General features: G+C 38.0%; 15 protein-coding genes. 8 read left to right on the top strand and 7 right to left on the bottom strand.

All coding sequences use genetic code 11. From position 1 onward, the window contains the following. Positions 1-93: 93 nt before the first annotated feature. Positions 94-1,365 (top strand): O-acetylhomoserine aminocarboxypropyltransferase/cysteine synthase family protein, encoded by a 1,272-nt coding sequence (locus VCHSUH03_RS07930; RefSeq protein WP_105094647.1) that lies wholly within the window; start codon positions 94-96, stop codon positions 1,363-1,365. 444 nt (positions 1,366-1,809) lie between these two features. Here VCHSUH03_RS07930 and VCHSUH03_RS07935 read toward each other — a convergent pair whose 3' ends face one another. Next, positions 1,810-2,397, bottom strand: a complete 588-nt coding sequence (locus VCHSUH03_RS07935) for a PepSY domain-containing protein (RefSeq protein ID WP_105094648.1) — start codon at positions 2,395-2,397, stop codon at positions 1,810-1,812. Positions 2,398-2,733: 336 nt separating this feature from the next. Between VCHSUH03_RS07935 and VCHSUH03_RS07940 the strand changes: the two genes are divergently transcribed. Then, the gene (locus tag VCHSUH03_RS07940) at positions 2,734-3,300 is read left to right on the top strand and encodes a biotin transporter BioY (protein WP_105094649.1); all 567 of its coding nucleotides are present in this window, start codon (positions 2,734-2,736) and stop codon (positions 3,298-3,300) included. 154 nt (positions 3,301-3,454) lie between these two features. Here VCHSUH03_RS07940 and VCHSUH03_RS07945 read toward each other — a convergent pair whose 3' ends face one another. The 4 genes from VCHSUH03_RS07945 to VCHSUH03_RS07960 all read right to left on the bottom strand — a co-directional run bounded on the left by VCHSUH03_RS07945 (position 3,455) and on the right by VCHSUH03_RS07960 (position 8,557). Next, positions 3,455-4,219: a TIGR03943 family putative permease subunit gene (locus VCHSUH03_RS07945; protein ID WP_105094650.1), complete on the bottom strand. Its 765-nt coding sequence runs from the start codon at positions 4,217-4,219 to the stop codon at positions 3,455-3,457. Positions 4,220-4,271: 52 nt separating this feature from the next. After that, entirely contained in the window at positions 4,272-5,807 is a 1,536-nt protein-coding gene (locus tag VCHSUH03_RS07950) for a permease (RefSeq protein WP_105094651.1), read from the bottom strand. Beyond that, complete coding sequence (locus VCHSUH03_RS07955) at positions 5,804-6,673, bottom strand: CobW family GTP-binding protein (protein WP_105094652.1); 870 nt, start codon at positions 6,671-6,673, stop codon at positions 5,804-5,806. The genes VCHSUH03_RS07950 and VCHSUH03_RS07955 overlap by 4 nt, the downstream gene beginning before the upstream one ends. A 435-nt stretch (positions 6,674-7,108) precedes the next feature. Beyond that, positions 7,109-8,557: an aminoacyl-histidine dipeptidase gene (locus VCHSUH03_RS07960; protein ID WP_105094653.1), complete on the bottom strand. Its 1,449-nt coding sequence runs from the start codon at positions 8,555-8,557 to the stop codon at positions 7,109-7,111. Positions 8,558-8,742: 185 nt separating this feature from the next. On the opposite strand from VCHSUH03_RS07960, the gene VCHSUH03_RS07965 reads away from it, so the two are divergent. The 3 genes from VCHSUH03_RS07965 (at position 8,743) to VCHSUH03_RS07975 (ending at position 12,037) form a co-directional block, all read left to right on the top strand. Then, positions 8,743-10,194 (top strand): nicotinate phosphoribosyltransferase, encoded by a 1,452-nt coding sequence (locus tag VCHSUH03_RS07965; RefSeq protein WP_105094654.1) that lies wholly within the window; start codon positions 8,743-8,745, stop codon positions 10,192-10,194. A gap of 8 nt (positions 10,195-10,202) precedes the next feature. Further along, positions 10,203-10,970, top strand: a complete 768-nt coding sequence (gene nadE / locus VCHSUH03_RS07970) for an NAD(+) synthase (protein WP_105094655.1) — start codon at positions 10,203-10,205, stop codon at positions 10,968-10,970. A gap of 89 nt (positions 10,971-11,059) precedes the next feature. Continuing rightward, the gene (locus VCHSUH03_RS07975; protein WP_105094656.1) at positions 11,060-12,037 is read left to right on the top strand and encodes an asparaginase; all 978 of its coding nucleotides are present in this window, start codon (positions 11,060-11,062) and stop codon (positions 12,035-12,037) included. 132 nt (positions 12,038-12,169) lie between these two features. On the opposite strand, the gene VCHSUH03_RS07980 is transcribed toward VCHSUH03_RS07975, so the two are convergent. Further along, on the bottom strand, positions 12,170-12,946 hold the full coding sequence (locus VCHSUH03_RS07980; RefSeq protein ID WP_105094657.1) for an adenosylcobinamide amidohydrolase: 777 nt from the start codon (positions 12,944-12,946) through the stop codon (positions 12,170-12,172). A gap of 164 nt (positions 12,947-13,110) precedes the next feature. On the opposite strand from VCHSUH03_RS07980, the gene VCHSUH03_RS07985 reads away from it, so the two are divergent. The 3 genes from VCHSUH03_RS07985 to yfbR all read left to right on the top strand — a co-directional run bounded on the left by VCHSUH03_RS07985 (position 13,111) and on the right by yfbR (position 15,630). Continuing rightward, a complete protein-coding gene (locus tag VCHSUH03_RS07985; protein WP_105094658.1) occupies positions 13,111-14,040 on the top strand; it encodes a mechanosensitive ion channel family protein in 930 nt (309 codons plus the stop codon). 24 nt (positions 14,041-14,064) lie between these two features. Then, a complete protein-coding gene (locus VCHSUH03_RS07990; protein ID WP_105094659.1) occupies positions 14,065-14,922 on the top strand; it encodes a D-alanyl-D-alanine carboxypeptidase family protein in 858 nt (285 codons plus the stop codon). 117 nt (positions 14,923-15,039) lie between these two features. After that, complete coding sequence (yfbR, locus tag VCHSUH03_RS07995) at positions 15,040-15,630, top strand: 5'-deoxynucleotidase (protein ID WP_105094660.1); 591 nt, start codon at positions 15,040-15,042, stop codon at positions 15,628-15,630. Between the two features lie 467 nt (positions 15,631-16,097). On the opposite strand, the gene VCHSUH03_RS08000 is transcribed toward yfbR, so the two are convergent. Beyond that, positions 16,098-16,973 carry an epoxyqueuosine reductase gene (locus tag VCHSUH03_RS08000; RefSeq protein WP_105094661.1) on the bottom strand — a complete coding sequence of 292 codons (876 nt, stop codon included), beginning with the start codon at positions 16,971-16,973 and terminating at the stop codon, positions 16,098-16,100. Positions 16,974-17,076: the final 103 nt, after the last annotated feature.

The raw sequence follows: 17,076 nt of genomic DNA on the forward strand, positions 1-17,076 counted from the left end.
TAAATTAATAGTAGACATAATTTTTAAAACATAGTAGTATACTAGGTATAAAGAACGAACTCAATTCACAGTTAATATAAAGGAGTTGTTATAATGAGCAAACAATACAGATTTGAAACATTACAATTACATGCGGGTCACACAGTAGATCCAACAGGTTCTCGTGCAGTACCTATTTACCAAACTACATCTTTCGTATTTAAAGATGCTGAAGAAGCAGCAGGTCGTTTTGCATTAACTAATCCTGGTGGTATTTACTCCCGCCTTGGCAATCCTACTACAGATGTATTGGATGCTCGTGTTGCACAACTTGAAGGTGGTGCAGGTGGTATCGCTGTAGCATCTGGTTCCGCAGCGATTACATACTCCATCTTGAACGTGGCAAGCGCTGGCGATAACATCGTTGCTGCATCCACATTATACGGTGGTACTTATAACTTGTTTACAGCAACATTGCCACGTTTAGGAATCGAAACTAAATTCGTAAACCCTGATAATTTGGAAGAATTTGAAGCGGCTATCGATGAAAATACTAAAGCTGTTTACATCGAATCCATCGGTAACCCTGGTATTAACCTTATCGACGTACAAGCAGTAGCTGATATTGCACATAAACACAATATCATCTTGATCGTAGATAACACATTTGCATCTCCATACTTGTTCCGTCCATTAGAACATGGTGCTGACGTAGTTGTACACTCTGCTACTAAATACCTTGGTGGTCACGGTACAACATTGGCTGGCGTAGTAGTAGAATCTGGTAAATTCGACTATAAAGGTTCTGGTAAATACCCTGGTTTCTCCGAAGGTGACGAACACTACAATGGCTTAGTATATGGTGATTTGCCAATCCCATTCACTGTAAAAATTCGTGCTCAATTGCTTCGTGATACTGGCGCATGCATTACTCCACTTGCAGCATGGCAAATCTTGCAAGGCGTTGAAACATTGTCCTTGCGCGTAGAACGTCACGTAGAAAATGCTCGTAAAGTAGTAGATTTCTTGAGCAAACACCCTAAAGTAGCATGGGTAAGCTACCCAGAATTAGAAGACAGCAAATACAAAGCTTTAGCAGATAAATACTTCCCTAAAGGTGTTGGTGCTGTATTCACATTCGGCGTAAAAGGTGGTAAAGAAGCAGGTATTAAACTTGTTGACTCTTTGGAAATCTTCTCCAACCTTGCTAACGTAGCAGATGCTAAATCTCTTGTTATTCATCCTGCATCTACAACACATGCACAACTTAACGAAGAACAACAAAAATCTGCTGGAGTAACACCAGATATGATCCGTGTATCCATTGGCCTTGAAAATATCGACGATATTATCGAAGACTTGGCTCAAGCTTTGGATAAAGCGTAATTGTCGTACTTCCACTATGGAAATACTATAGATCAAACTTTCAGAACATAAATTACATTCTTAAGTATGACCTCACTTAAGAAATAGAACACAAACTATCAGACCTATAAAACTTATACAAGAGACCTCCCCAAAAAGGGAGGTCTTTTTGTGTTGTGGTGCACAAAAAAAAGACCTTGGATTCAACGATCCAAGGTCTTTTAAAGGGAGTATAGTGTGTGTAACGTTTGGCCTGTGGTGTGTGAGCACAGACCCTTTACCTATTGTGTGAGATAGGGTTTTGGGAGAGCCCTTTGTGAGTTATAGGGCTCTCTAAGTTTGTGTGTTAGTTTGTGTGTTAGAGAGTGTATCCATTGGGATACTGTGTGTATAGTATGTGTGTTATATGTGTAGTATGTCATCTTAGTGGGTTAGGATAGGGGTTCACTAGATGAAAAGAGCTTCTTAGTATTTTGTAGTTTTTACTTTGGAGCTCAATACTTTACCGGATGTAGCATCAACTTTTACTTCCGCTTTTTTGTCGCCACCAGTTGTCATATCGAATTCGTATACAACTTTACCGTTTTCGCGTTCAACAGACCATTCCATAGTTTGGAAGTCGGAACCAACTTTTTCAAGAGCTTTTGTTTCAGCTACTTCAGGGATGATGATGTTTTGAACATTAATAGTTTTGTTAGCTTTGGCATAGCCTTTTACTTCTTTGCCAACAATTTGACCAGTTGCTTCGTCTACTTTAAGTTCTACTTCACGATTGTTGTAGTAACCTTTTACTTCATAGTAAGGGTTATGTTTAGCATCGTAAGAAATGGATTTTACAGTAGCGCCAGGGAAGTTTTGTTGGAATACTGTAACAGCGCCCATGTAATCAACAGAATAGTTAGCTTGAGCGGATGGAGCTACGCTACCAACGCCTTTCCAGTTGCTATTGTTGTTGTAAGCATGGTTGCTGGCTGCACCAACTACACCTGCTAATAATACTGTACTAACGCCAAATGCACATAATACCTTTGATACTTTTTTAACATTTTTCATAATGAATGCCTCCTAATATAAGGTACTTTTATATACTGTTTTGTGAAAGTAGATTTTACTCAATCTACTTACGTATAATTTAATGTTGTTACATGAATACAAAATGAAATTCAAAGTTTTTTGTATGAAGATGAGTATATCTTTTAGTTATTATGAATGATTGATAATAACTATAATGTATAGTCAAAAAAAACAAAATACTTGAAATTGCCGTATATATAGTATTAGACTACATAGTTAACTAAAAGTCAATGCATATAGTTGACAATTAAAAATACAAGTGATTTAATTTAGATAGTTAGTAGTTTGTTGATGTGTTATTAATGGAGGTATACCATGAGTTCTACCGTGTCGAAACAAGGTCGCATCACTACCCGTCAGTTAACGATGACAGCACTCTTTGTGGCATTGATTGCCGTAGGTGCTTTTATACGGGTACCATTACCAAATTGTCCATTTACATTACAAATCTTATTTACTACCCTCGCAGGCATTGTATTAGGCAGTCGACTGGGGGCTGCTAGCGTTGGCATTTATATTGTTTTAGGATTAATTGGGGTACCAATTTTTACATCTGGTGGTGGTCCTGGTTACATTTTACAACCTACCTTTGGCTATTTGATCGGTTTTATGGTAGGTGCTTATGCAGTAGGTCGTATTGCAGAATCTATGGAGAAACTTTCCTTTAAACGATTATTAGCAGGTTCCATATTAAATCTATTTATCGTATATGGCCTCGGTATGATCTATCTATACTTCATTATGAACTTGTATTTAGGTAAACCAATTGGAGTAGAGGCCGTTATTATTACATGCTTCTTGATTCCAGTAGGTCCAGATATCTTCCTTTGTGCCGTTGCGGCATCTCTTGGCAAACGAATTGTTAAAGAATTACATCGATAATATAGTCTTTATATAATACTATTATTTATTAAAACTATATATTTATTAAAACCGAGGCGTTATGCCTCGGTTTTATTTGTTTACAGATCTATTTAAGACTGTTTAATGATATCTGTTTGAGATTTATTAAGACTATTGATTTAATAATATTTCTTTAAGGATATACATAACCTAAAATAGGTTCTGCTGTTTTTATTTTGGTTACTTCTACATATGGTTGAGCACGACCGTGGAAGTCTCGTGTAGATACTTTGCCTTCGATAGAAACCCATTGTTCATTAGCTAAACTATCGCCATCTGTTTTATGAGCTGTCATGCCAATGGGTGCTACGTCAGCGATGCAACAAGACATGGCCATACGAGAGATGGTAAACTCATTAGATTTTAGCGTATTATCATCACGATTTACATAGCCTGTCATATATACAGTGTAGTCCTTGTATTGGTCTACATTAGAGCCGACCTTTACGATGGTTTGATAGAAGTTATCGGAGTTTAGTACGATTTCTTTTTTGTCCTTAGAAATGCCAGGCTCTTTGCTTTCACTATTAACGGTAATAACCTCACCTATAGCATCATTTGTAAAGTCAAAATTGTTCGTATCATCATTAACCCGTGCTGCGCCGTGAACACCAGTGTTAGGAACTAGGACAGGGGGAACAATGAGCAAAACTACGGGGATAATAATAGGCACGATAGAACGCCAATTGTGCTTGTAATAGCGGGAAGGAGCCCAAATGATAGTTGCTAATCCACCTACTATGAGAGCTATGCTACTGATGCCGAGCAGTAGTTCATATCGGGGTGCAATATAGTTCAAATAACGTCCCGTCAGAATTAGGTATACACAGCAGATACCTAATATGAGATAGAGAGCGCCTTTCACGATGGAAAAGCGATCTTTCAGTCCTAATTTCATAGAATCATCTCCTTTTATATTCATTAAGAGCCGAAATGGTAATGACTAAAAATTAGCCTACAAAGAATTGAAAACCTAAGGCAGCTATATAAGATATGACAACAATGGTTATACCGAGACGAAGTATAAATGAAGTTGGCATATATTGTTTTAAAATATATACATTTTTTATATCGAGCATTGGACCTAAGATTAGGAAGCCCATAACTGAGCTTATAGGGAATAGGGTGCTCAAGGATTTGCCTATAATAGCATCTGATGTAGAACAGATTGAGAAGAAGAAAGCTAATATTAGCAAGATTGGAATAGCCCACACGATAGGTAATGTGATACCCGCATTGATGAGCCAAGGTTTTCCATATACTTGGACTACTGATAAAACACCGGCAGCCATGGAAAAATAGAATAAGAGCTGGGAGAACTCTTTTTCCATATGAATTAACAATCTTTTTTTGTTGATGTATTTACTCTTAGATGACTCTATTAAAATCTCTTCATAGCTGAGATTCTGAGTATTTCTAGCTTTCGTTAGTGCTTTTGAAGGTGGGTAGAAGCGGAATGATAATGATACCAATAAAGCTACGCCAAGCCCAAGGACGATACGCCATACAGAAATCATGGGATCATCTGGAAAGGCATACCAAGTGGAGAGAATTGTAATAGGATTGATGATTGGGCTGGCGAGCATAAATAGGAGGGCCACTGATAATGGTACGCCTCTATCTGTGAGTGCTTTGAATAATGGAATAATAGCACAGTCACATACAGGTAAGGCTAGGCCACTAACCATGGCGGCACCATAGCTTTTCCAAGAATAATCGCCTAATAGTTTTAGTAGTATGCTCTGTGGTACAAAATAGCGTATAACGGTTGAGCCAATAGTTCCTAATAAAAGGAATGGAATCGCTTCGACAATGAGCCCTGTAATGATGGCGAAGCATTGATGAATGGAGTAAGGAATGTCATGACGGAACGCGGTAACTAAAAGTATGTAGGCGGTAATACCGATAACTAATAGATTTGGTATGAGGCCCCACGTAGAATTGCGGCATAATTGCTCTACCTTTTCTGGCGTTGGCGCCGTTACAATCTTGGCCTCTCTATTATAGGTCCGTAATAAGGCATGATGTGTATCGGTCTCTGTGATGATGCAATCTGCACTGTATAATTGGCTTGTTACGTCATTACCTAAACCAGGTAACATCGATGCGACAAATTGATCCGTACAAATATATAATACCTTTTCGATTTGTAACATATGACGCAGCTTATCACTGTATAGCAAGGATTCTAGTTGATGAAAGCTGACCATACCATTCCATTCAATCCATATTTCTTTGGGATTTGTTTTATTGATATAGGTTGCGATTTCGTCTGCTATAGAACTATAGGTGTCAGGTTGATTAGGCGTGATTGCACTGAGTTTATCAGGGCTAAGTTGTAAAGCATCTTTAATAAGTGATACAGAGCCTTGTTCGGCACTGATACATGCTGTGCCACCAAGCTTTTTACGGTATTGTAATTGTTCATTTATGAATGTACTTTTACCAGAACCGATAAATCCGGTAACGATATAAACAGGTATCATGATTGACACACTTCGTTATGTACCATTGGCACATTAAAATCAGTACCAATAACGACTAAGCTGTAGTCAGTGGATTCGCTAGGTGCTAGGGAGCAGTAATGCGTACCATATTGTAATTCATGGGGACCTTCGGTGGTAGGTACAATACCTTTAGCACGGAGCACAGCGTCTGGCATACCTTCTAAGATCGTTTTCCACTGTAATATAGTAAGTGTACGCAAGTCTTTAAAGGTATGGCTCATAAATAGATGTTCGTCATGTAGAGAGTGGTCATCATGACAATGATAGAGACGTTTGATATAGTCTCGTAACGCAATGGTGCTCCATGCTTCTTCGTGAATTGGAGTATTTGGTGCTAACTCGTGAATCATACGTTTTGTAATGCTTGTTTGTTGGATATCTTCGGTATGACTTAAGAAGATGGCATCACTATTTGTGATTTGATCTTTAAAGAAGAGGCCAAAGTTTTTGATAAACATAGGTGCTTGCATGGCATCTACGGTGGTTACCGATGCATGAACATAGGCGGATTTTGCAATCTCTTCATCCTCGCATGTATGGATGATTTCGCTTAATTTGCTGACACCAGATGGTTCGATATAGATGGTATCTACATCATAATTTTGAAGAATATCAAGTAGTGCTTGTTGGAAGTTTCCTTGCAAGCTACAGCAAATACAGCCAGATGTAACTTCACGAATGGTAGCCCCTGTTTTTGCAAGATTGGCTGCATCGAGGCTGGTTTCACCAAAATCATTTTCTATAATTAAAATTTTATCTGTAGATTTATGTTCTTTTAGTATGTGTTGTAAAAATGTTGTTTTTCCAGACCCTAGAAATCCGGATATGATAACAATAGGGATCATACGTACCTCCTGAGTAATGTAAACACAGTATACACCTATAGGATAACACAGAAAATACACCCTAGGGTATATGCATAGTTATGAAAGCTCTCTTTTTCTTAAAATTCTCATTAAATATATTGGTTATATACCATATATGAGTATAGTGACAGATGTATTTAATATTCATAATTAATTGTGAAAAGTATTGTATATATCGATTTACATATATATGAAGAGATACTCCTCTATGAATAAATATTAATTTCAAGTTTTGGGAGAAGAATATAAAAAAATCCCTCCTATAGAAGACTCAGTCGAGGGAGAGTTGACTGAAGCCCTTATAGGAGGGGGGAGAGAATTTGTTATATAAATCTCTAATTAGATTACTTTTAGTATACCCAATTATATATAAAGTATATAGTCATTATTTAATATTGTATGTTTATTGCAACTTTATTGTAACTTAGCTAGCAATGCTTTGAGGTATACATACACGTTTTCAACTGATGGTAAATGAACACGTTCCATTGGCGTATGTGGGCTTACGATTGTAGGGCCAAAGCTGATCATTTGGGTGTTTGGTAATACGCCTTTTAACAAGCCACATTCAAGACCTGCATGAATAGCGTTTACATTAGCTGGTGTATCAAACATTTCATTATGTAAGGAAATCGCTTGTTCTTCAAGTTTTGAGCCTTTATCGTATTCCCATGCAGGATAACCACCAGTACGCTCTGCAGATACACCTAGTGTTTTCGCAAGCAATATCATTTTCTTAGCCAAGAATTCAAGACTGTTGCTATTGGAGCTACGGATGGAAATGAGTACTTCAATAGTATGTTCGTTTTCGCGTACGATAGCGATGTTGTTAGAAGTTTCTACAAGATTTGGGATAGATTTGCTTACAGAATGAACACCATCTTGTGCAAGATAGATGTAAGTAATAAGAGCTTCTGTTGTGTCATCTGCATATACTACATCAGGAGTAGCGACATCTTCTACAACAAATTTAAGACCTGGATCTTGGATACCATATTCATGGAGATATTGCTTTTCTTGGTATGCAATTAATGTTTTAATGGCCGCTACATCTTCAGCGCGTACGGATAATACAGCAACTGCTTTAGAAGGAATGGCATTATGTTTTACGCCACCTTCAAAGGATGCTAAGCATACAGGATATTGTTGTTGAATATCATAGAGTACACGTGTTAATACTTGGTTAGCATTAGCACGTTGTTCGCAGATTTCAATACCGGAGTGACCACCTTTAAGGCCTGTTACGGTAAAAGATAAGCCTGCATCATAACCAGGTTGATTGTTTTCGCGCAATAATGGAATGTTTACGTGAACATGACAACCGCCAGCACAGCTAACAGTGAAGTCGTGCTCTACCTCTGTATCAAGATTGAGTAGGTAATCGCCACTTACTTGGCCTTCTTTAATGGCAAAAGCGCCATCCATGCCAGTTTCTTCATTTGTGGTGAACAATAATTGCATAGGTCCATGTTGTTGACTATCATCTTCGAGGATAGCAAGCATCATCGCACCACCCATACCGTTGTCCGCACCTAGTGTAGTGTGGTCTGCGTGCATCCATTCACCTTCGATAATGTTTGCAATAGGATCCTTGGAGAAGTCATGATTGGAGTCATGATCTCTTACACAAACCATGTCTATATGACCTTGTAAGATGATAGAAGGTCGGTTTTCATAACCTGGAGACGCAGGCTTTTTGATGACTACATTATATTGATCGTCTTGATGAACTTCAAGACCCAAGTTTTTAGCGAAGTTTACGATATAATCGCTAATGCCTTTTTCGTTTCCTGATTCACGAGGAATTTGGCTCATTTCTTTAAATATTTCTAATACGCGTTTTGCTTGAACGATTGATTCCATAATGGTTCCTTTCATTCTATAAATAGTTAGTATATATATAGTTATATCACAAGAATGATTATTAGGATAGTTAATGAAAACTGTAGTATATGTATGTACTAGCTATATAGGAATAATAATGTATAATGAGGATATACGATTAACGATTAATTAAATCCATTAGATTTTAGAAGGTTGGTGAACCGATGCAACACGACAGTCGCAATATTAGTATGCTTATGGATTTTTATGAGATGACCATGGCACACGGCTATTTTACACAACATGAAAATACGGATCGCGTCGCTTTTGATGTATTCTTTAGACGCAATCCAGATAAGGGTGGCTTTGCCATTTTTGGTGGTCTTGAACAAATCGTTGAGTACATTTTAAATCTACATTTTGATGAAAGTGATATCGATTTTTTACGGAATCAAGGGATCTTTAGTGAGGAATTTCTAAATTATCTTAAAGATTTCTCCTTTACTGGTGATGTATATGCATTCCCAGAAGGTTCTATTATTTATCCAAACGAACCAGTTATAACCGTCGTAGCCCCTCTCATAGACGCACAAATCGTAGAAACTGCAGTGCTAACTATGATGAACCATCAGTCCCTTATCGCTACAAAGGCTAATCGCATCGTTCGTGCTGCGGATGGGCGTGTAGTAGCCGATTTTGGGGCTCGTCGGGCTCATAATGTGGATGCCGCTGTATATGGTGCGAGAGCAGCTTACATTGGTGGGGTACAGTCTACGGCAACTGTTTTAGCGGGCCAACAATTTGGTATTCCTGTGAGTGGAACCATGGCTCATAGTTGGGTTATGTATCACGATTCTGAATACGAAGCTTTCAAAGCTTACGCTGAAGTGTATCCGGATGGGGCTGTATTCCTTGTTGATACCTATGATGTATTAAACTCTGGAGTTCCTAATGCTATTAAAGTAGCTAAAGAGGTATTGGAACCTATGGGGAAACGCTTAAAAGGTATCCGCCTTGATTCTGGTGACCTTGCTTACTTAGCTAAAAAAGCGCGTCGTATGCTTGACAAGGCAGGCTTAGAAGATTGCAAAATTATGGCTTCCAATAGTCTTGATGAATATACAATAACCTCTTTATTGGGACAGGGTGGTCCCATTGATATCTTTGGTGTAGGTGAAAGACTGATTACCTCTAAGAGCGATCCTGTATTTGGCGCTGTATACAAGATTGCTGGTGTTGAAAAAAATGGTGTGTGGGAGCCTCGCATCAAGATTTCTGAATCTGTTGAAAAGATTACGAACCCAGGCTTTAAAAAGGTGTATCGCGTATACAATGATAAAGGGCGTGCCATTGCAGATTTATTAACATTGTTAGAAGAGGTGCCAGATACGACAGAACCATATCGTTATATCGATCCAGAACAACCATGGCGTGAATTGTACTTTGAAAATTGCACCTTTAAAGAGATGAAACAACTCATTATTAAAGATGGTAAGCTTATCGTAACATTACCGACACTAGAAGAGCTTCGTCAATACGTCAAAGACCAATTAGACCAAGAAATTTGGTTAGAAGAACAGCGCTTTGAAAATCCACATCGCCATTATCTTGATATGAGTCCAGGATACTATCAAATGAAAATGGATTTATTAAATCGTATTTTCCGGAAGAAATAGGAGGGCTTATGTTAGACCATCCAGAATCAACAAAAGAGGCTCTCGTTCAATGGATTCGAGATTATTTTAGTCAAAATGGGCCTAGCTGTAGCGCCGTAGTAGGTATTTCAGGTGGTAAGGACTCCACAATCGTAGCTGCTTTATGTAAAGAAGCCCTTGGGGCAGAACGCGTAGTAGGTGTTCTTATGCCGAATGGAATTCAGTCTGATATCGATGATGCCAAGGCTGTAGTGGCACATTTGGGGATTCCACATATCATAGTGAATATTGGAGCTGCCTATGAAGCTTTGACAAACGCTATCATTCAAGGTGAAGGTTATAAAACTGTTACTGGTAGAACTGATATATCCAAGGATGCAGGAATTAATACACCACCGCGTCTTCGCATGACAACGCTATATGCAGTAGGGCAAAATTTGCCAAATGGGGCACGCGTAGCTAATACATGTAACGGATCTGAAGATTATGTAGGGTATTCTACAAAATATGGCGATAGTGCTGGGGATTTTAGTCCTCTTGCCAATCTTGTTGTAGAAGAGGTGCGCCAAATAGGTCGATTACTTGATATTCCAAAATATCTTGTAGATAAGACGCCTAGTGATGGACTCAGCGGTCTATCTGATGAAGATAAATTAGGATTTACCTATGCTGTATTAGATCGATATATTAGAACTGGAGAGATAGAAAATCTTGAAACGAAAGAACGTATTGATTATTTAAATCGTATTAATAAGCATAAATTAGAATTGATGCCGTCCTTTCATCCACAATGTTGAGAGAGGACTTGTTTTAGCTAGTCTAATTCATGCTAATGGTGATTAACAAAAGATTTACTATTTCTTATGTATTTTATGATGGAGGTAATATGGAGACAAAAATTGCGTTGATTGGTACGGGCGGTACAATTGCTGGACAAGGCGCATCTGATACAGATTTGACGGGCTATACTGCAGGTGTACTAGGCCTCGATGAAATTTTAGCTTCCGTACCAGGCACAGAACCATATGGTCCATATACATATACTCAGTTTAGTAATATTGAAAGTTCTGATATTACTGTCCAGCATTGGTTGGATTTATCTAAGTTAGTACAAGAATTAGTAAATCAAGAGGATATAGGCGGTGTTGTTATTACTCATGGAACAGATAGCATGGAGGAGACAGCTTATTTTCTTAATCTTACTGTTCATACAGATAAACCTATCGTTATTACTGGCTCGATGAGACCTGCTGGGGCAATCAGTGCAGATGGTCCTATTAATTTATTACAAGCGATTCAAGTGGCAAGAACACCTGCATCTGTAGGTAAAGGTGTACTTGTTGTTCTAAATGGCTATGTTGATGGGGCGCGTGATGTGTCCAAACGGAATACAACTAATGTGGCTACCTTTGACAGTCCATTAGTAGGTCATCTTGGTATCGTCCAGGATGGTGTAGCTCATTATTATAAAGCCTCTACTCGTCGTCATACGAAAGAATCCATCTTTGATGTACATGACTTAAAGGAATTGCCTCGTGTAGTCATTTTGACTTGCTATGGCGGTATGGATGACATGGTGCCAATGAGTGTAGTTGCCACTAATCCTGATGGGCTCATCTTGACTGGATTGGGTCATGGTACAATTCCTCAAAACGTACGTCAAATAACACAAAATACAGCATTCCCAACTGTACGTGCCTCTCGTACAGGGAGTGGCATGGTATCTGCTGTACCACAAGATGCACTAGCAGGCTATCTCGTAAGTGATACATTGAGTCCACAAAAAGCTCGTATCTTATTGATGCTGGGGCTTACAAAAACTAAAAATCTTAAAAAGTTACAACAGTTTTTCTATGAATATTAATTAGAAAACAAAAAAAGATTTGAGAAAAACTCTCAAATCTTAATTTGATATTCATTTTCAAGTATTATACTATGCGTAACAGTTTTATATGCAATGAACCGCACATCCCGATCGCCTAGGATGTGCGGTTTTTTATTCGGCGCCAATAGCATTTTCTAAGGCTCGTTGTATACCTACATAAACGGCCTTAGCCAATGTGTCTCCAAATAGGGAGAAGGAGCCGGCGTCCGTTAACACATCACCATTTGTATCTATGGTGAGAATGATACCGTCTGTGGAGGTTCCTGTAGCAGAAGTCTTGTGTTCTTTTGTAATTGCTTCAGGAATATCTTCGTTGATAAATGGATAGAGACGTACACTTTCAACACCCCAATCTTGGAGGGCTGCGGTTTTAGCCTCCGTAATTGTCATGATGGCTTTCACCATGGCACTATCTGTTAATGCCTTGTTTGTAAAGACAAGAATATTAATGGTACCAGGTACTATGAAACCACCATCTCGCTCCTCGTAGCAATAGCCTGTACCTGCACGATGGGCTGTTTTTTCATAGCCTGCAGTAACGATGGTCTCCACAATCGTATCGTGCTCCTCGACTTTGGCGTATGCGTGAAGGTTCATTGTAGCAGAGGTGAGCAGTGCTGTACTAAAATGAACTGGTGTATCGATATGCTCGAATTCTTGGGCTAAATAATTTGCTACAGATCCACCAGGTAAATCTTTTTCTGTTTCAATCTGATAAGTTAATTGTTGATTTCGTACAGCTAACGTATGGTGATACCCACCATTGAGTTGACCACTAGATAAGGAATAATGGATGTCGTCAAAGTGTACTGTAACGGAATTTAATTCTTGCGTTACATGACCTCCTGTTGCAAGCTCTTGTGGTGCTTCATATGGATTGTTGAACATGTAAGTCTCCCTAGATTTAGATTGTTATATATGTAATATAACGATATAATAACTTTACTATATCGTGTAAAATATATTTATTAAATTATAGCATATATGTTTATGATGACCATATTAATAGATGTGCTCAATTATTTATAAAGTTATATTATTGGAGGTTTAATATGGGCAATATTCTTTATTCTGCATCAGAAATATTGTTTAAAGATGCTAATGTATTGATTCAATTTCGAGATTGGTTCTTTTCTCAAGCGGGCAATATATTATTAGCTCTTATTATATTTTGGGTAGGTCGTTATGCTATTAAATGGGTGAAAACCTTTGCTGTCCGTATTATGACTAAGGCCTCTTATGACTCTGCTGCGATGAGCTTTATTACGCAGATCATCAATTATGCATTGCTAGTAGGTCTAATATTGATTTGCTTAAATCAAATTGGTGTTCCTACTACATCCTTTGTAGCTGCCTTTGGTGCCTTTGGTTTAGGTATTGGTTTGGCCTTACAAAACAACTTATCTAACTTGGCATCAGGCTTATTAATTCTTATATTTAAGCCTTTTAGAGCAGGTCATGTTATTCAAGTTGGAGATACTGTAGGTAGTGTTAAGTCTATTCAATTTATGTATACTATTATCACTACTAAAGATCAAAAAAATGTGTATATACCAAATTCTATCCTTACCTCCCAAGCCATAACTAATATTGCTTATACCCATGAAAGGGTTATCCCGTTCGTCTTTGATATTGGTTATAACAATAATCATCATGAAGCAATTAAAATCTTAAAAAATATTTTTGCTGCTGATAAACGTGTACTCAATCCTAAAAATATGGAAATTGGTATTTCTGAATTTGGAGATAACTCTGTACGCATTGCTGCCTATGCACGCGTTAAGTCGAAAGACTTCTTAGATGTGCAATATGGAATTATGTCTGATGTAAAAGATGCGTTCGATAAATATGGTATCGACATTCCATATCCTCAACGTGTTGTATATCTTCAAAATGTAGATAACTCTACTGGTGAAATTAAGGGAACTAAGAAAAAAGCAAGTGGAACGGATGTTGCCATTGATGATAACCCTGAAAGTTAATATGTGATACAGAAAGTGAGATATATGATATCTTTAACAACTAATGCTTGTATAGTTTGGAAACGACTTATTTTGATGATAGCCTGTATAGGCGCTATTATTTTCGGTACTAGTGTTTCTCATGCGGCGTATATTGCGCCGCCATCTACGATAGGTGAGGCTGTTGTTCTCATTGATGCAGATACAAAAGAAATCCTATTTGCAAAGAATCCTGATAAGTGGATGCATCCTGCGAGCACTACGAAAATGGTTACATTGTTAACAGCTCTAGAACTCAAAGGTACACAACTTGATGAACTGGCGACTATTAGTAGTTATGCCACTAGTATGGAGGAATCCAATCTGGGGGTTCGCGTCGGTGATCAAATTACCTTGGAAGGCGTTCTTGAAGGCATGATGGTTGCCAGCGGTAATGATGCGGCCGTTGTAGTAGCAGAAAATGTAAGTGGCTCTGTAGAAAACTTTGCAAAGGACATGAATCGCGTTGCTGCAAAAGCAGGGGCAAAAAATAGTGTGTTTTTAAATCCTCATGGTTTGACACAAATGGGCCATCACTCTACGGCTCGTGACTTGGCGATGATTGCAGCGTATGGTATGAAATACCAAATGTTCCGCGATAAAGTAGCCAATGATTATTATAAGGTGCCTTATCAAAACCGTACGCCAGAAACAATTCGTACCACAAACCATTTCATTCGCAATAAATATCCCGGTGCCAATGGTTTAAAAACTGGCTTTACGAATGCTGCAGGGGAATGCTTGATTGCATCGGCTACCCGTAATGGTCATACTATGATTGTAGTTATGCTTAACGATGATAACCGTTGGGATGAAGCAGTGCAATTCCTTGATTATGGTTTTAAACTACGGGGTGTAATTTAATTGATTTTTAATTAGAGTATTCCTTGAATGCGTCTAGTAGAACTTATGTTATATAGTTAAATTAATGATATTAAAATAGGTCCTGCTATGCAGGACCTATTATGTAATGGGGGATATATGAGTTCATTCTTTGCATTTTTAAAACGCATGCGCTTTATTAATCGATGGAGCCTCATGCGTAATACAGAAACAGAAAATATTCAAGAACATAGCCTCGAAGTAGCGATGGTAGCTCACAATTTAGCAGCTCTCAAAAATGAATACTTTGATGGTAATGTGGACATTAATAAGGTGGCTGTTATTGCCATGTATCATGAGGTGAGTGAAATCTTCACAGGTGACATGCCAACACCGATTAAATATTTTGATCCAAAACTTCGTGAACTGTACGGTGAAGTTGAAACATTAGCACAAGAGAAAATGTTATCTACCTTGCCAGAACGATTACAAGCTGTTTATAAGCCTTTCATAGTAGATGCAGAGGATAATCCTGAGTGGCCTATCGTTAAGGCGGCAGATACAATTTCGGCCTATATGAAATGTGTAAACGAACTCAAGGCAGGGAACGATGAGTTTAAAGAAGCACATGACTCCATTTTGGCTAAACTGAAAGCACTCAACATGCCAGAGGTAGATATGTTCCTTGAGACTTATATGCCTGCTCTTGGTAAAAGCTTAGATCAGCTAAATTACTACGAAATCAAATAATGATTAAAAAAGAGACGACGGATGGTCGTCTCTTTTTATTCTGCAAAAATACCAAATCTCCTACGTATGTGACTATTAGTGGTATATCAATTAATCATTATACTTCGTAATTTCTTGTATTTATACTTTAGTGTAGGAGGTAGTTAGATGTTGTTCTGCTCATCTCTCTCGTTCGAGGAGGTGAGACTATGAGTGATTTTGAAATATTGTCCCTAGTGGTAAGCATCATCAGCTTATTATTCACTTGTGGCGCATTCGTAGTGCTTATTTGCCGTAAAAACGAAAAATAGCCATAACATCTTAATAGACGTCACAGCCATTTTACATCTCAAATAAAGTTTTAGAGATGAGCTGGACGTTCCTAGGCATCTAGCTATCTCTGTTATATTATTATAAGTTTTTGCTAAACAGATGTCAAAGCCTGTAAAGCTTACAAAGATATTATAAAGCATAACAAATTATAATATCTATTTACCTTCTATAATTTCTTGATTCCTCATTAATATTTTCTTTCCACGCCACGAGAATGCCCGGTGCCCATATTTAGCTTTGAACTCTTTGTTTGTAAGCGTTTCTAGTTCATTAATATCGATGTGTGGGTCTACTTGTTGGAACTCGGGAATTGGTGTTGTGGGAATACCTTGATTATGAGGGCACACCTCTTGGCATACATCGCAGCCAAACAATAATGGAGTTTTAGCTATGATATGTTGTTCTTGGTCGGTGAGTTCGCCTTTTTTCTGTGTTAAGTAGCTTTTACAAGTATCGTATTTGAATTCGTCGTGCCCTAAGCATTGACCTAGACAAGCGGTAATACAACGATTACAACCTATGCAAGATTGTTCAAGTGGTATGTTCGGCTCAAATTCTAAGGTGGTTAATATCGTTCCTATTACTACATAGGATCCCCATTTAGGGCTGATAAAACAATTGTTTTTGCCATAAAAGCCAAGGCCCGCTAAGTATGCCATGTAACGATCTGCCAAGGGAGAGGTGTCACAATGTATAGAAAATTGAGCTGAAGTATTCGTTTTTTGTAATTTTCCAATAAGTTTTTCTAAATATTTATGAATGACCAAGTGATAATCTGTGCCCCATGTATAGCGGGATAGATTGGATGGACCGTTATGTTCTACGTAGTAAGGAAAGAGACAGACAATAGCACTTTTAGGTGTGAACGCAGTTGTTCCTAGTAGTCGTTCCTCCACATCTGCCGCTGTAAATGGACAGGGATTAGTTTCGTACAAAATGGTTTTGGCATTTTCAGGTAGAGGCCAAGGGGCAATCCCAAATTCATAAATATGTAATTCTTTGCAAAATTCCTGTAAATTTATATCTTTCATCATAGATTTAGTGGCGAATAATTGGTAAAATAAAAGTATAAGAAACGTGAGGAATTCTATAGATTCCTGCTAAGTTTGTAGTTCGGTGATATCTTTATTTTTA

The organism is Veillonella infantium, assembly GCF_002959895.1.
In the GTDB taxonomy this organism is placed as follows: domain Bacteria; phylum Bacillota; class Negativicutes; order Veillonellales; family Veillonellaceae; genus Veillonella; species Veillonella infantium.

Coding starts and splice junctions, on each gene's coding strand:
- VCHSUH03_RS07975 (WP_105094656.1), top strand. CDS start 11,060: ATGGAGACAAAAATTGCGTTGATTGGTACGGGCGGTACAATTGCTGGA.
- nadE (WP_105094655.1), top strand. CDS start 10,203: ATGTTAGACCATCCAGAATCAACAAAAGAGGCTCTCGTTCAATGGATT.
- yfbR (WP_105094660.1), top strand. CDS start 15,040: ATGAGTTCATTCTTTGCATTTTTAAAACGCATGCGCTTTATTAATCGA.
- VCHSUH03_RS07935 (WP_105094648.1), bottom strand. CDS start 2,397: ATGAAAAATGTTAAAAAAGTATCAAAGGTATTATGTGCATTTGGCGTT.
- VCHSUH03_RS07930 (WP_105094647.1), top strand. CDS start 94: ATGAGCAAACAATACAGATTTGAAACATTACAATTACATGCGGGTCAC.
- VCHSUH03_RS07960 (WP_105094653.1), bottom strand. CDS start 8,557: ATGGAATCAATCGTTCAAGCAAAACGCGTATTAGAAATATTTAAAGAA.
- VCHSUH03_RS07945 (WP_105094650.1), bottom strand. CDS start 4,219: ATGAAATTAGGACTGAAAGATCGCTTTTCCATCGTGAAAGGCGCTCTC.
- VCHSUH03_RS07980 (WP_105094657.1), bottom strand. CDS start 12,946: ATGTTCAACAATCCATATGAAGCACCACAAGAGCTTGCAACAGGAGGT.
- VCHSUH03_RS07955 (WP_105094652.1), bottom strand. CDS start 6,673: ATGATCCCTATTGTTATCATATCCGGATTTCTAGGGTCTGGAAAAACA.
- VCHSUH03_RS08000 (WP_105094661.1), bottom strand. CDS start 16,973: ATGAAAGATATAAATTTACAGGAATTTTGCAAAGAATTACATATTTAT.
- VCHSUH03_RS07990 (WP_105094659.1), top strand. CDS start 14,065: ATGATATCTTTAACAACTAATGCTTGTATAGTTTGGAAACGACTTATT.
- VCHSUH03_RS07940 (WP_105094649.1), top strand. CDS start 2,734: ATGAGTTCTACCGTGTCGAAACAAGGTCGCATCACTACCCGTCAGTTA.
- VCHSUH03_RS07950 (WP_105094651.1), bottom strand. CDS start 5,807: ATGATACCTGTTTATATCGTTACCGGATTTATCGGTTCTGGTAAAAGT.
- VCHSUH03_RS07965 (WP_105094654.1), top strand. CDS start 8,743: ATGCAACACGACAGTCGCAATATTAGTATGCTTATGGATTTTTATGAG.
- VCHSUH03_RS07985 (WP_105094658.1), top strand. CDS start 13,111: ATGGGCAATATTCTTTATTCTGCATCAGAAATATTGTTTAAAGATGCT.